Below are 14,766 nucleotides of genomic sequence, written 5' to 3'. Positions count from 1 at the left end.
CAAAGTCAGGCGTTATCCGTTGGTTTCCGTGGGGTAGCTCCCCTTAAGATATATCAAAAAGGGAACGTACCGGATATTCCGTCAGGATTCGGCCAAAATAACATTCGTGATGGCCCACTGGGTGGCAGGATCATAGTCCCGCAGCACCGCCTCAATGTCCAATTCGAATCTTTCCTCCAACCGTTCCCTCATCTTCTTCTTGTAAATGTTCGACATATAAAAGTCAACTTCATACTTCAAATTGGGGGCTTCTCCCTCCAAAGCTTCCGAACGCGGAGACCGGCGATGTTTGGCTTTGAAAGTGATTATATTGCCATCAATCGATACTTTAAGCGAAATCGTACCGAATCCGAACAAACTCTTGGATACTTCGTTATAAAGATGGGCAAGCTTCTTCTTACTTTCATTAGAATCTATCGGAAGCACGCTATCACCTTCTAAACCAGCATATCACCATATTACCTAAATAAGTAAAGTTTGGCAAGCTATTGTTCGGTTTCTTTTGTTTGTTTTTTTGCATTTCGAACATTTTCGTGCGGATGTTATGTCAATTTCCGAATAAGCCGTTTCTTCGCGGAGGTTGCCCGCCGCTCTGCAAATTTCCGGCCTATACCAACCGGTATACTTTTCCTTGCTGCAATAAACGATAGGCGCCAATGTTTTCACTTGGATTCTCCGGACTGTCACGATATGCCGTGTCCGCATAATGGCATAAGAGCGTTTTACGTTGAAAATCCTCCGGCAGCGTCAACAAATCGGCAATGGGCGTGTGTAGGCTGCGAATATCTCCTCCTAATGCTTCGGTTTTGCCGAACCATGCATCGTGTATGATTAAATCGCATTCATTAAGCCATGCGATCAAATCAGGATCAAATCCCGTATCCGGGGCATAACCAAGCCTGAAATTGCCAAAGTCGAACCGGAAGGCGAGCGTGCGCGGGATGTGGCGAGTGGTTTTATAGCTGACTTTGAAGTCTCCGAAATCATGGAAATGCGGAATCGGAACCGGGTCAAAATACCAGTCAAAGGCAGCAAGCCCGCCTCCTTCGCGCACAGATGGCTCAAGGGCCGGGCGCAAATGAGTCCAGATGTCTTGAAGCAGCCATTCGGGACCATAGAGTTTAACCGGATTCTCGGTTTTGTAATACTGAAAGTATGCGAGTTCCTCAAGTCCGCCGACATGGTCTGCATGCATATGAGTAATGAAAAGCTCGCGATAACGGTGAAGATCGAGTTTCAGTTCCCCGTGCTTATTGTTAGAATGAAACATTTTTCCGAGATAAGCCGGGCAGTCAATAAAAAACTCACGGCCGTCCACGCTGATGAAGCAGTTCACAAAAAAATGTCGCGCAGTGAAGGCATCTCCAACACCAAGCGGATAAAGGATTACCGAATTTGCCATATTTACCTCCCTCTCATGGTTGGAAACCATCCATCTCATTCCCGGTCATTGCGGGGTCCCGCTCTGCCCATATACCTGCCTGTCTCATCAAGGAGAAAGCATCTCCTTCATCAAAAAAGCCTTCTTAACTCTCATGAACAGGAGAGAAGAAGGCTTCCATACATATGGTCAGCAAAACGGTGTTATGATTTGCGCCGGACATGCCTGCCCCCGAGTGTCGGGGTTTACCGCCGAATTACCGCATTCGCCAAAACAACCATTCATATATACTTACTATGAATTAAACAGTACCATCGGATGATTGGATCGTCAACACTTTTTTTACAAACGGGCTCATAAGACAGCCTGAAAATCAAAGGGATGATCATTGCTTCAATACAGCTAATAACCGTTTGGCATCGCCGGCAGGGGTGTTTATGGTTTCATAAATTTTCAGCGTCACGGGAATTTCCAGCTGATCCGAGCTTACATTATCAAAATTAATGATCTGGCTCCCGCTCATCAACCGGTTTTCTCCTGCCAACGTGTACACCTTGGAGGCTATCCGCGTGCCTTCACTGTTCTCCAGCTGCATATACAGCTTCGGATTGCCAGGGTCTACGATCACCTCATCGGTCGTATGAACGTCAAGGTCCATCTTGAATTTATAATTAAAGGTGTATGCCCGGGTCGTAGGGTTCGCCATCGTAACGGCGGATAAAGACCAGGAAGACAGCTTCAATTCAAAAGGATAGAACGTGAGCAAAGTAGAATCGGCTGCAGGCGGATTTACAGCCACACTGGTTTCAGCAACCGGAAATTTGTACGTTTGCTGCCCCTGCTGCTCCAAAAGACGGAAGGTGAACCGGGCCGCATCCTCGGATAAAGGTACGGTAAAGGTGAACGTGACTACCGTCCCCATTCCAGGCAGCACTTCTTTCACGGAGCTCGCAGTCCGGGTGCCGCTGTATAGGATGCCCTGGGCATTCTGCAGCTCGGCCGTCAGATCAGGAACCGAAAGCGGGCTGCCGCTCGGGTTCTTGAATTTCAGCTGTGCCACCGCCGTCTTGAAGCTTTGTCCTTCATTTTCAAACCAATCCAGACTCATCAGCGACACGCCCAACTGCGGACTAACGGCTTGACTTAGCGAGTCGATGGCAATAGGTTTGCCAAACTCATAAGCCGGCAATGCCATCGGCGTTCCGTAAGATGACGGGAATCTGAAGCCGATCCTTCCGGTATAGTACACTATTGGCGTGCTCTGCCCTTGCTTCAGGAAGCTTTCAGGCGATAGAACATAGAACGCAGTAAGCTGTGTGTTCAGGTCGGTAGTGACCGCGTAATGTAAATACTTCCTCTCGCCGGGATGGAGAGTAACGGGTTCCTGTTCGATCCGCTTCCCGATAAACGTCTGTCCCTCCGCTTTTCCCCCGAGGGTAAAATCCGGAACGGTTTCCGTATAGCTGCCCGGGTTTTCCACGATGAGCTGCACGATATAGGTCGGCGCTTGTCCTGTAAATTGTCGGTTCAATCGCGAAGCCGTATACTTCAAAGCAGAGGACTCTCCCGGAACGGAGAACGTTACGCCCCAATTTCCCAACAAAGCCGAATCCTCAATAACTGCATCCTTGCCGCGCCATACGATCGATCCGATTGGAGCATCAGCCAGCAGGGTCTCCTGCTTCGGATACACATTCTGATCTACATCAATCCAAAGCAAATCCGTTAAATCCAGCTCCGTTTTCACTTCAATCACGGTCATATAGCTTAATTCCACATAGCTCTGAGGCGGAATCGAATGCGGGTTGCTTGCGCTTGATTGCAGAACGTATACCGTGCCGTCCGAAGCTTTGGCCCGAAGCTCATAATCAGGAATCCGAACCGCTGAGCCCGATGTGTTCTTCAGCTTCACGACAGCGCCGATTCTCCAACCCTCATCAGTCTTTTCCTGCAGTACGCTTTTAACTTGTGCTTGCGTGCTGCCCGTAATGTCGTAGCTTGGCATATCCATGGTCAGCGTAACTGCTCCTCCGCCGGGTTCATTCGTATTTCTGGAGCCAGGTATATATTGCTGCTTTGCTTCATAAGAAGAGGTAACCAACAGCTCGCGGGTGGCAGCAGAAGTACCTCCGAATGTACCGTCCGTTTCGCTGTCCATAAGCTTTAGCCGGATAGCCAGAGCAGCGTAGCCTTTGGCCCAATCCGAGACGGTCGGATCGTTCAAGCCCGCTGTCGATTTGGCTTCAGCATCTTTATTCAAACCGCGGATCAAAAAGGCGGCGAGCTGCTCCTTTGTCACTTCACCGGCCGGGTTGTACGCATTCTGAGCAAAGCCGTCCGTGAGATTAGCCCCTCTGAGCGCTTCGATATAGGGAAGGGCGTAGCCGTTCGCAGGGTCGTCGGCACTTACGTCGCTAAAGCTGGAAGCCTTCAAGGAAGTGTCCACCTTCAAGCCGAAAATCAACGCAGCGACCTTCGCGAATTGAGCGCGGTTCATTTTGTCTTTTAAACCAAATCTTCCTTCCCCGACTCCATCGAAAATGCCTGCGGATATCATCGTATCGAATTTCGCTTTCGCAGAAGCATCCAAATCCTTTAAATCGCTGAAGTCAGCCGATGACTTCGATGTACCGGCACCGAATGCTGCGGTTGAAAGCATCGAAAACGCCATAGCCGCACTCAATAGAATAGATAACCTTTTTTTCATTTTTGTAAACCTCCCGAAATCACTGGGCCGCCGGCTGCATTCACTTTTTTGCAGCAGGGGATTTTTTCTTGCCGCTCAGGAAAAACACAAACGGGATGCAGAGAAAAGCAGGTATAGCCGAGAGGTAAAATGTATCGGCGATCGACCTTACCATGGCTTCTCTTTGCATAAAACCGGCCAAGTATGAGGCTGCGGTTCCCGATGCTGTCGCCATATCCACCGCCCAGGAATAAATCGCTCCGGAGAGCATCGAAAGCGTATCATTGGCCGTAATGGAGTCGACAGACACACTGTCGGAAATATGCTGATAATGAAGAATTTGACGGTTGCTCATGATGGCGGCGAAAAGCGCGATCCCCAAAGACCCGGCCACCTGACGGCAAACGTTGGACAGCGGAGAAGCGTTGCCGACCTGCTGAGGAGCCACAGCCATCATGCCGGCTGTGGTCAGCGGCATCATGCAAAGCCCGATCCCGATTCCGCGTATTGTTAAGATAAAATTCAACCAATGATTCGGTGTATCTGTCGTCAAATGGTGCAGCTCCATCGTCATTATACCCAGGATAGACAGTCCGACGACACTTAATGGAACAATACCGAACCGGTCCGCCAGCTTCCCGCTGAGCGGCATCATCAAAGCCATGGCAACCGACTGGGGCATCATGAGTATACCGGTCTGCATCGCGGTAAGCCCCTGGATATTTTGCAGGTACAGCGGCGTTAAGAACGTACCGCCCATCATGCCCATCATGACCAGACTGCCCGAAATCACGCTGATCGTAAATTTGGCATTTTTGAAAATTCTCAAATCGAGCACGGGCTGCTCCACACCAAGCTCGACCCAGAGCAGCAGCAAAAAGCTGAAAAAGGCGATAAACAGCAGGCTGACGATGTACAACGATGTCCATCCTTCCGCTTGGCCCTTGCTTAAGGCCAGCAGCAGCGTTCCAAAGAATATCATGGAAAGCACCGCGCCGGTCGTATCGAATTTCAACCCTTCTTCACGCGGTGTGTCTTTCAGCAGGATCTTTCCGAGTATAACGGCAAGGATACCGATAGGAATATTGATGAAAAACAGCAGACGCCAGCTGTAGTATTGAATCAAATATCCGCCGAACGTCGGCCCGAGTGCGGGAGCTACCATGGCGGCCACGCCCCACAGCCCGATGGCGGTACCGACCTTATCTCTAGGGAAGTTCGAATAAATAATGGACATCCCGATCGGCATAATAAATCCGCCGGCGAAGCCTTGAAGCACACGGAATAAAATGAGCGTGCTGTCGCTCCACGCAAGCCCGCAAACGACCGACCCCAGAGTAAAACCGGCAACGGAATAGATAAACACGGTTTTATTCCCGAATCGCGCCCCCAGAAAGCCGCACATGGGAATGACCATGGCGGAAGCCAGCGTATATCCGGTGATAACCCACTGGATCGTATTGATATCGGAGCCGAACACCGCGACGAATTTATTCATCGCTACATTCATCAGGCTGCTGTTAAGTACAGAGACAAAGGTGCCCAGCACGATGGCGATCAGTGCAAACCACATCCCGCTATCTCCCGATTTTTGTTGTTGATTGACCGCCGATGCATCGGCCATAGCTGCAAGCACCTCCTATTGAGCTTTCACCTTGGTGCCATCCGCCAGCTTATCCCCGGGGTTCACGACAATTTGTCGGTCTCCCTTGAGCTTGTCATTCGGCTGCACATAAACCCAATCCTGATTTTTTTCTTCCGTTTTCACTTCTACGAGGCGAGCCGCATCGTTATCCATAATGAACAGATATTCCTTGTTCTCTTTTTTCACGATGGCGCTTTTCGGCACCTCGATCCGGTTATCCCCGGCACCATCAATATGGACTTCGGCCACCATACCGGCAAACAGCAGGCCGTCCTTGTTATCCACCTTTACTTTGACCGGGAATGTATTGCTGTTCGGGTTAGAAACGGGACTGACAAACGAGATTGTACCCTGGAACAATTGATCCGGTATGCTTTGAACCTTCACTTGTACAGGTGTCCCTACGTTTACCTTGGAAATTTGATTGTCCGCTACGCTCAACTCCACTTGTACCTGATCCATATTGACCAGGGAGATGATCGGCACCCCTGCCTGAGCCATCTCGCCCGGCGATATGCTTTTCTTCACGACGACGCCGTCGATCGGTGCCGTAATCGTTGCATTGTTCAGGCTGCTGTTCGCCAGCTCCAATCCCGCGTGTAACCGGTCAACCTCCGCCTGAAGCGCTTTGAGCGTATTGTCCGTAGGCCCGATCCGGGCCTGTTCGAGCTTGGCCTTGGCCGCCTCTACCTGGGCCGCCGCCGATTTTTGCGCGGCCTGCGCCTGCTCGTAGCCCGCTTTGGCTTTCTCATAATCGAGCGTACCCTTATCCAGTTCCTCCTGCGTCACGCTTGAGCTGCTGTCAAACATGTTCCGCAGGCGGTTATAGGTTTTGGTGCTCAGGTCCAAGGCAGCGCTGGCTTGCTGCAGGGCAGCCGTGGCTTGTTCATAAGCGCCCTGCGCCATTTTCACGGCGCTCTCCAGCCCCTGTATCTCCTGCGTGCGGGCTCCTGCCTGCGTATCGGCCAGCTTCGCCTCCGCCGCAGCCACGCCGGATTGGGCCTGCCTCACTTGCTGAAGCAAGTCGTCCGTTTCCAATTGGACCAGCACGTCGCCTTTTTTCACTTTATCGCCTTCCTGCACATTCACCCCGGCCACTTTGCCGGATACCTTCGATACGATTTTGATATCTTGATCGGGGATAATTTTACCGCTTAACCCCGGATCCGTGAATTGACCAAGCTTGATGACCTTTACCGGCACACTCGCGGGATTCGCACCGCTTGCGTCCGATGTATCGCTGCATCCCGGCAAAATTCCAACGAAAACCGTTGTAAGAACCGTTGGAATAAGCCATTTATGTATTTTTTTCATGGATAACTAACCCCTTTTCAGTTGCTTTTCAAATGAATTTTGATCGTAGTACTCATGCCAGGCGATAAATCCAGCCCCAGCTGATCATCAATTGAAATTTTGACGGGAATGCGCTGGGTTACTTTGGTAAAGTTACCGCTGGTATTCGTTGAAGGAAGCAGCGAAAAGGTCGAAGCCGTGGCCTTGCTTATTTCTTTCACATGACCCGTCAACGGTTGGCCGGGAAACGTATCGACGCGGATATCTACCCTTTGCCCTTCATGGATTTTATAAATCTCTGTCTCCTCGATATTGGCCGTGACGTACAATTGTCTCTTATCCACCACCATAGCAACGGTTTGGCCCGGAGAGGCGACTTCTCCCGCCTTGACCAAGGTTTTGATCACCGTGCCTTCAATAGGGGATCTTAGTGCCGCTTGATCGAGGCTGCTCGTAGGCAAATTATTGCTGTCCTGCTGTCCGATAATTTGATCGGCCATCACATGATCCCCTTCATTCACTTGCAGCGATATGACCTTCCCCGTAATGCGGGGCATGACTTTATAAATATCTCCGGCAAGCCTTGAATCTTCGGTTGAGACATAATTTTGCCCTTCATACCAGAAGTAACCGCCGATTCCCCCTCCAACGACCACCAGGCACGTTAAAATAACATACAATACCGCTTTGCGCTTCATGTCTTCTCCCCAACCTTCATTTCTATTTGTTTGTTCAGCAATCTGATAGATTTCACAATCATGTTCAGTTCATGCTCCGGCAGCCCGCTCAGGAGCTCGGTATAAAACGTTTCCTGAAAGATCGTGTTTCCCGCCATTCTTTCCTGAAGCTTATTCGTTTTATAGATCCAAATGATGCGGCGGTCCCGCTCATCCCTTTCGCGCCGAATCCAACCGTCCCGCTCCAGCCGGTCAATAATGCCCGAAACCGTGCTGTAGGAAAGCTGCACCGCATCAACAATCTGTCCAATCGTCTTGGGCTGCTGATAAATTTGATGCAGTGTCATCCATTGGGGAGGCGTTATGCTGTCATCTCTCATCTTCTTGCTTAAGATTTCATTGTGGCTGCGAATTAAATCTTTCAGCAGCTTGACGATCTCACCCTCCAGACCCATGGGTACACCCCCATTTAAGTTGTCGTTTTCATATTACATAAATCATTAAAAATGATACTTATAAATATTTTAAGACTATATATTTCGTGTCACTAAATTTTTATACATGAACTATATCAAAAAAAGCAGGCATTGGAAATCCTTAAATACAGGCATTTTTCCCCGAAAAGATGCATTCAGGCGATTCATCCCGTCATTTCCTCACAGAATGACATTGTGTCACCTTTTTGTTGAGTATCATTACTGTTAAACCATGGAAAAGGAGGGGCAACAAAATAAGAGGCCTCGAAGGCCTCTCATTCGGTTTGATGCTCTATTGAATGATCGTGATAATCGATAATCCGAGGATGGCGACAATTAACAGGTGAATCCCGTTGGCGCGAACCCCTGCGGCAAGCCCCGTAATGCCGGACAGCCGGCTTACCAGCAAATTCAATGGGTTAACCGGACTTAGTACGGCTGAGGTGGACCAGGCGAGCATCAGCAGTATCGCAAGCGCAATGGGAGTCGTCCCCAATGCCTGGGCATCCATTTGGGTAACCAGCGCGGTAACGATCACCATCGGATGAATGCCTATGAAGGCAACGACAACGACAGTAACAATAATCGATATCTCGAAAATAAAAAACGACTGTTGGGCCAAGCTGATCAGGGCCCATTTCATCCCGCTTCCGAAGGCGGTGCCCTGCAAAGCGTTTCCTAATAATCCTGCGCTGGTAAACAATAGGATTTCATTATTCATAATGGGCACGGACCGGTCTCGAAAATCAGCCAGCTGGGTGCGCAATAGACTCCATTTTCCGGTTATGATTACCCAGCATAAAGGAAAGGAAATGGACAGAAGGCTCACGATGACAAGCATCGACCAATGGGTCAGCGTTTCCAGCAGAAAGGTCATACTCATCAAAACCGCGACAATCAAACCCAATCGAACGAGCTTTCGGCGATAGGTGCCGTCTTTTGATTCTTCCGCGGACGCCGCTTCGGCGAAAGAATCCGGGCTTAAGGGATGACGTTTGGACCAAAAGGCAAAGAGCACATTTCCAATCAAGATAAAGAGCAAGGCAAACCCGATGCCATAGGCCATGTATTCGATGGTCGGAATTTTCAAGTAATAGAGAATCAAAGCGACGGATGCATAATACGGCGACCACAGCATAGTCGTCGAGAAGCCCACTAAATAGCTTTTGGCAAGCATCACGGGAGGAAGCTTCAAGCCTTTAAGCAGTTCATCGACGATGCGGATCGAACCGAGGTTCAGAATCGGCCCCAGGACAAACAATACGCTCGTGATTCCCGCAAAAAGCTTACGGGGATGATGCAGCAATCCCCGAAGCAGCGTATCGATAGCATCAAAATATCCCCCGAGCTTTAACGGAATCGAAAGCAGCGGCACCAAAATGACGAGCGTAAGCAGAGGAAGATTCATCGATACGCCTTCACTGACTCCGTCGATCCCCCTCCCTTTTTGAAACTCCAGAACGATTCCGGTCATCAGCATGCAGATCCCAAACCATCGCGGCACGGGATCCGCTTTGGTAGCGCTTCCCATAAAGGCAGCAAGCGCCATAAAAATGACCAGATACTCCAGCCATTGAACGTGAACAAAATATTGAATGAGGAATAGTCCGCACATGCCCAAAATCAAATAACTTCGCACCAGGTATTTCGCCTCCGGCTTTCAGTAAGAAAAGCTCCATATATCTTAAGAAAAGCCGGTTTCTTCTGTCAAGAATCCCGGCTTTCGGTGATATGTGTTAACTCAAAGGAATCATGCTTTCACAAATACGGTTTTGATGGACGTATAAAATTCAATGGCCGCCTGACCTTGTTCCCTGGAATGGGAACTGGATTGTTTCATACCGCCAAACGGCGCTTGCAGCTCAACCCCGGCCGATTCCGCATTAATGCGGACCAGGCCCGCATCCATCTCTCGAATAAATGATAACATATTTCCAATGTTTTGTGTGAAAATAGAGGCGCTTAATCCATATTTTGTATCATTCGCCACTTCCAGCGCTTCTTCTATAGTATCCACCTTGATTAAAGCAAGCACCGGACCGAAAATCTCCTCCTGCGCAATGACCATATTGCGATTCACATTTTCAAACACGGTAGGCTCAACATAGAAGCCATTTTCCAGACCGCCGCCGGTGATCCGCTTTCCGCCTGCAAGCAGTGTGGCTCCTTCCTGTTTCCCCTTCTCGATATAAGATAATACGGTGTTTAATTGATTTTCACTGGCGCAGGGCCCCATCCATGTATCGCTGTTTAATCCGTCGCCAACCTTGATTTCGTTCACTTTGGCCAGCAGCTTTTCTTTAAATAGGTCATAAATTTTACTTTGTACGATGACACGGCTGGTGGCCGTGCATTTTTGTCCCGTAGAGCGGAGACCGCCGCTGACGGTGGCTTCGACGGCCAGATCGAGATCCGCATCCTCTGCCACGATCACCGGGTTTTTGCCTCCCATTTCAAGCTGATACTTGGCTCCGCGGGCAACCGCACCCTGAGCTACAAGCTTACCGACTTGATCGGAGCCCGTGAAGCTGATCCCTTTAATATCCTTATGATCAATGATGCCCTGCCCAATCACGGAGCCGGCGCCGGTCACCATATTGAGCACGCCTGCCGGTAGGCCCGCTTCGGCGAAGCACTCTATCACTTTAGCAGCCGTTACGGCGGTTTCCTGCGCAGGCTTGAACACTACGGCATTGCCATAAATCAGTGCGGGCGCGATTTTCCAGACCGGAATCGCAACAGGGAAATTCCAAGGCGAAATAATGCCTACCACACCGAGAGGAACACGATTCGTAAACATCAGCGCCTCACTGTCGGTGGATGGAATCACATCGCCTACCTTGCGCATGCCTTCGCCCGCATAATAACGGAGAATCGCCACGCCTCTGGCCGTTTCTCCTTTGGCTTCGGGAAGCGATTTGCCCATTTCTCTTGTCATTGTTTCGGCAATGTCGTTGAGTCGGGCTTCAAGAATATTGGCCGTTTTGAAAAGATAATCTCCTCTGGCGGCGCCTGAAAGCTTTCTCCATTGAACCTGAGCTTCCTTCGCCGCTTGGACTGCCCGATCCAAATCGGCTGCCGTCGATTTTTGAATATAGCCTACAATTTCCTGCGCATTGGCGGGATTCGTACTCTTATCCACTTCACCGGACGAAGAAGCGGTCCAGCTTCCATTTATATAATTCAAATAAGTATTCGTTGTGGTTTTCTCTCCTATAGTCATCTGTATTCCAATCCTTTCTATGGCGTTCATAGGTAATGACGAGCAATTTTGGAAATTATCAGTCCACTAAAGTCACATTGGCACCATAACGCCGGGCCGCACTTAACAGCTCGTTATGGATTTCACTAGACAATACGATCCCGTTTTTCCGGGCTTCCTCGGCTCTTGCATATTCCAGATCTCCCGGCATATAGACTTTATCAAATCCTTTGGCTGGTGCGCTCTCCCGGGTTTCGCGCTCTTTTTCCGCCATGCGCTCAAGGAAGGTATCAAGAGGCATCATTGCACTGACATCGAGGGCGGCAAACATATGTCCCAGATTTTGCGGAACCGGATCATCATAAAAGCGCGGGATTTGCGATCCGTACAGAGCCCCGGTCAACACGCCCGTTAAAATATCAACCATAATGGCCAACCCGGACCCTTTAGCTCCCCCGAAAGGCAGGAGACTTCCTTTTAGCGCCTCATGAGGATCGCTTGTTTCCCGTCCGTCGACGGTAATGGCCCAATCCGTCGGAATCGGTTTGCCCATCTTGGAGGCTAGGGTGATTTTGCCTCTGGCCTGGTTGCTTGTAGCCATATCCAGCATAATCGGCTTGCCCGATGGAGACGGCACGGCAATGGAAATCGGATTCGTTCCCAAAGTAGGCACCTTGGAACCGAACGGAACCATGACAGGAGAGGTATTGGTCATCGAGATGCCGATCATTCCCTGCGCTGCAATTTGAGCCGTCCAATAGGCTGCTGTCCCGTAGTGATTCGAATTCCGGACGCCAACCCAGGAGCTGCCGTACTCCTTCGCTTTCTTAACCGCTACGTCGACGGCTTTCTGGGATACGATCTGGCCCCAGCCGTTGCCCGCGTCAAGCAGTGCGGTTGTCGGCGTTTCGGAAACGACGGTGATGTTCGTTTCCTTCGTCACCAGGTTATTGTCCAGTCTGACCAGGTAATCGTTCAATTTGGAAACACCGTGAGAATGAACGCCTGTCAGGTTGGCGTGAACAAGAGAATCTGCGATAATTTCCGAATCGCGCTCGGGGATACCGGCTGCGGTCAACACTTGTTTACAAAACGCCGTCAATTTTTCCGGAGATACTCGAATGTCGGACATGGTATACTCATACTCCTTTATTTGCTGGATTCTATTGCTGTTTTTTTGGGAAACCGATCTAACGCATGCTTCAAGATAACCTCCAGCTGAGCGTAATGCTCTTTCTCTACGGGAATCAGGGGCGCACGTACCCTGCCGCCGACGGGTAATCCCATGATCTCCATACCGGCTTTGATTAGGGAAACGGCATAGCCTTTTCTTTGTTTGCGAATGTTGTTGATCGGGAAAATCACTTCTTTATACAGCTCGTTCAGTAAAGCTTGATTGTTTTCTTGGACTGCGCTATAAAACATTCTCGAAATGTGAGGTATATAGTTCGAAATCGCCGATGAATAGGAAGTAAAGCCCAACGGAACATAAGCCGGGTACGTCACTTCGGCAAACGGCATGCCATTGATCCAGCTCAGGCGGTTTCCTAAGGTCTGAACGAACTCGATGTTGCTCTCCATCTTCCCGACACCGTCTTTGAGTCCGATGAACTGGGGAAGCTCGGCTAATTTCGTCAGGGTACCCAAAGACAATACGGCATTGTCGCGTTGATAAACAATGGCATTCAGATCCGTAGATTCGATAATGGTCTTAAAGTATTCGTATAATCCGGATTGTTCTCCGTTGATTAAATAAGGAGGCAAAATTAAATATCCGTCAGCCCCTTTGGCTTGTGTGATGCGCGCCAATTCGACGGCCTCTTTGATGTTTCCCCCGACGCCCGTGTATACGGGCACTTTTCCCCTGCTCAGCGAAACGGCGATCTCAACAATCGCTTCATACTCGCTGCGTGTCAGCGACTGAAACTCTCCCGCTCCGGCCGAAACGTAAATTGCATCCAGCCCTCCGTCAATCAAAAAGGTAATGTTTGCGGCTAATGCTTGTACATCCAATTGATCGTTGTCTTTAAAGGGGGCGACGGGAAAGCCCAGAATCCCTTTGATTTGATTGGCAGGTTTACTCATCCGTGCTCCATTCCTCTCCATATATCTGTTGTTATGTTATGGTCTGAATCGAAGGCGATCTCCAAAGGTTCGCCTAATACTTGTATGCGGGGATCTCCCTTCATATCCGCCAAAACCGATTCGGAAATCAAAATATTTTCTAATTCCAATGTATTTTTGATCCATACCACCCTCGGATTTTGAAGATCGATATGGTAACACGTCCTTAAAGCGGTGCTTATGGCTTCCCGGTCATTGGACATAATGACGGGAATTTTGGCGGAATCCAGAATTTTGGATGTAATGACGTTGGCGTAGGTGTAGCTCAGATTGATCTGTTCAAAAACCCGTCTGGTGATCACATCGGCCACCCCGATTCCGCAAGCATTCCCCTTCGTTTCCTTTGTCAGGCCGCGAACGAAAATCCGTTCAATTTGAGGCGCGTTGAATTGTTGCGGTGCTTTCGATGCGGCCCGTCCTGTGATGTTAGGATCCATTCCCGAACCGCTGATGTTTTTCCCTATTTCATTGACCATAAGCAGATCGACTTGTTCCGGTACAATCCTGGGCATATACTTTTTGGCTTGAATAAGCAGTTCTTTATCTTTAAGTATGAGCTCATCCGGCGTGACCGCTTCAATATGCGCGGTCTTGTCGTAAGCATTCTCCAATACTCCAACCCCAAAGGCGATCGGGGCATGCTTCAGATAGACCTCAGCTATTTTGGGCAGCAATACGGGCATTTCAGCCAGCGGATGCTGATGGATTGCCAACGTCCCCTTGTGCCGGCCCAAGCCGATCGCCATCATTTTCAGCAATCCGCTTTCATGATCCCCTTTAAAGCTCGTATGAGGCTTCACCCGATTGATGAAGACAATGGCATCCGAACGATAGGAGGCTTCATCCAGATAAATGGGGGTGCCGTCATCCAAGGTGCCGATCTGAACGACATCCATGGAGTTCAGGATGGGTACTCCCATGCTTTCTTCCGTAACGCCCAACTCCGCCAGCATCTTGATCTGGCCTTCTGTGGTTCCTCCTCCATGGCTTCCCATGGCTGGAACAATAAACGGTTGGGCTCCCCATTCCTTCAGTTGATGAATCAGTGTAACTACCAGTTTGGGAAGGTTCGCAATTCCCCTGCTTCCAACGCCTACGGCCACACGGGACCCGGCTTTAATTGAATTTCTTATCGCTTCTTTGTTCAGTTCCTTTCTCAGTTCGCCTTCAATATCATTGATCGTTGGCGCGTCAAAAACTTGACGTACAGGGATCATTCTAGGAAGCGGAACGAAATTGCTTAATTCACCCGTCAACATTGGTTTGCACCCTTTCGTCCGTT

12 protein-coding genes are annotated in these 14,766 nt (G+C 49.7%); all 12 read right to left on the bottom strand.

Translation table 11 applies throughout. The annotated features are described in order from the left end of the window. Positions 1–81 precede the first annotated feature (81 nt). On the bottom strand, positions 82–426 hold the full coding sequence (locus IJ22_RS00195; RefSeq protein ID WP_054817573.1) for a hypothetical protein: 345 nt from the start codon (positions 424–426) through the stop codon (positions 82–84). Between the two features lie 181 nt (positions 427–607). Beyond that, positions 608–1,402 carry an MBL fold metallo-hydrolase gene (locus IJ22_RS00190; protein WP_062406308.1) on the bottom strand — a complete coding sequence of 265 codons (795 nt, stop codon included), beginning with the start codon at positions 1,400–1,402 and terminating at the stop codon, positions 608–610. A gap of 364 nt (positions 1,403–1,766) precedes the next feature. After that, positions 1,767–4,088 carry an S-layer homology domain-containing protein gene (locus tag IJ22_RS00185; RefSeq protein ID WP_062406306.1) on the bottom strand — a complete coding sequence of 774 codons (2,322 nt, stop codon included), beginning with the start codon at positions 4,086–4,088 and terminating at the stop codon, positions 1,767–1,769. A 40-nt stretch (positions 4,089–4,128) separates the two neighbouring features. Further along, positions 4,129–5,691 carry a DHA2 family efflux MFS transporter permease subunit gene (locus tag IJ22_RS00180; RefSeq protein ID WP_062406304.1) on the bottom strand — a complete coding sequence of 521 codons (1,563 nt, stop codon included), beginning with the start codon at positions 5,689–5,691 and terminating at the stop codon, positions 4,129–4,131. Positions 5,692–5,706: 15 nt separating this feature from the next. Beyond that, the gene (locus IJ22_RS00175) at positions 5,707–7,026 is read right to left on the bottom strand and encodes an efflux RND transporter periplasmic adaptor subunit (RefSeq protein ID WP_062406302.1); all 1,320 of its coding nucleotides are present in this window, start codon (positions 7,024–7,026) and stop codon (positions 5,707–5,709) included. 17 nt (positions 7,027–7,043) lie between these two features. Further along, positions 7,044–7,703 (bottom strand): HlyD family secretion protein, encoded by a 660-nt coding sequence (locus tag IJ22_RS00170; protein ID WP_062406300.1) that lies wholly within the window; start codon positions 7,701–7,703, stop codon positions 7,044–7,046. After that, on the bottom strand, positions 7,700–8,137 hold the full coding sequence (locus tag IJ22_RS00165) for a MarR family winged helix-turn-helix transcriptional regulator (RefSeq protein WP_054819139.1): 438 nt from the start codon (positions 8,135–8,137) through the stop codon (positions 7,700–7,702). The genes IJ22_RS00170 and IJ22_RS00165 overlap by 4 nt, the downstream gene beginning before the upstream one ends. A gap of 313 nt (positions 8,138–8,450) precedes the next feature. After that, positions 8,451–9,797 carry a hypothetical protein gene (locus tag IJ22_RS00160; RefSeq protein WP_062406298.1) on the bottom strand — a complete coding sequence of 449 codons (1,347 nt, stop codon included), beginning with the start codon at positions 9,795–9,797 and terminating at the stop codon, positions 8,451–8,453. 111 nt (positions 9,798–9,908) lie between these two features. Then, positions 9,909–11,381, bottom strand: a complete 1,473-nt coding sequence (gucD, locus tag IJ22_RS00155; RefSeq protein ID WP_062406296.1) for an alpha-ketoglutaric semialdehyde dehydrogenase GucD — start codon at positions 11,379–11,381, stop codon at positions 9,909–9,911. Positions 11,382–11,439: 58 nt separating this feature from the next. After that, on the bottom strand, positions 11,440–12,492 hold the full coding sequence (locus IJ22_RS00150) for an Ldh family oxidoreductase (protein WP_062406295.1): 1,053 nt from the start codon (positions 12,490–12,492) through the stop codon (positions 11,440–11,442). Between the two features lie 17 nt (positions 12,493–12,509). Then, positions 12,510–13,445, bottom strand: a complete 936-nt coding sequence (gene kdgD / locus IJ22_RS00145) for a 5-dehydro-4-deoxyglucarate dehydratase (RefSeq protein WP_062406293.1) — start codon at positions 13,443–13,445, stop codon at positions 12,510–12,512. Continuing rightward, entirely contained in the window at positions 13,442–14,743 is a 1,302-nt protein-coding gene (locus tag IJ22_RS00140; protein ID WP_062406291.1) for a nickel pincer cofactor-dependent isomerase, group 22, read from the bottom strand. The genes kdgD and IJ22_RS00140 overlap by 4 nt, the downstream gene beginning before the upstream one ends. Positions 14,744–14,766: the final 23 nt, after the last annotated feature.

Source organism: Paenibacillus naphthalenovorans (assembly GCF_001465255.1).
GTDB classification, from domain to species: domain Bacteria; phylum Bacillota; class Bacilli; order Paenibacillales; family NBRC-103111; genus Paenibacillus_G; species Paenibacillus_G naphthalenovorans.
Note: the sequence above shows the minus strand (reverse complement) of the source record. Positions and strands in the feature narration are given on the sequence as shown.

Bases quoted from the DNA above. Each gene is read 5' to 3' on its own strand.
- kdgD (WP_062406293.1), bottom strand. From the start codon at position 13,445: ATGAGTAAACCTGCCAATCAAATCAAAGGGATTCTGGGCTTTCCCGTC.
- gucD (WP_062406296.1), bottom strand. From the start codon at position 11,381: ATGACTATAGGAGAGAAAACCACAACGAATACTTATTTGAATTATATA.
- IJ22_RS00165 (WP_054819139.1), bottom strand. From the start codon at position 8,137: ATGGGTCTGGAGGGTGAGATCGTCAAGCTGCTGAAAGATTTAATTCGC.
- IJ22_RS00170 (WP_062406300.1), bottom strand. From the start codon at position 7,703: ATGAAGCGCAAAGCGGTATTGTATGTTATTTTAACGTGCCTGGTGGTC.
- IJ22_RS00185 (WP_062406306.1), bottom strand. From the start codon at position 4,088: ATGAAAAAAAGGTTATCTATTCTATTGAGTGCGGCTATGGCGTTTTCG.
- IJ22_RS00180 (WP_062406304.1), bottom strand. From the start codon at position 5,691: ATGGCCGATGCATCGGCGGTCAATCAACAACAAAAATCGGGAGATAGC.
- IJ22_RS00190 (WP_062406308.1), bottom strand. From the start codon at position 1,402: ATGGCAAATTCGGTAATCCTTTATCCGCTTGGTGTTGGAGATGCCTTC.
- IJ22_RS00150 (WP_062406295.1), bottom strand. From the start codon at position 12,492: ATGTCCGACATTCGAGTATCTCCGGAAAAATTGACGGCGTTTTGTAAA.
- IJ22_RS00140 (WP_062406291.1), bottom strand. From the start codon at position 14,743: ATGTTGACGGGTGAATTAAGCAATTTCGTTCCGCTTCCTAGAATGATC.
- IJ22_RS00175 (WP_062406302.1), bottom strand. From the start codon at position 7,026: ATGAAAAAAATACATAAATGGCTTATTCCAACGGTTCTTACAACGGTT.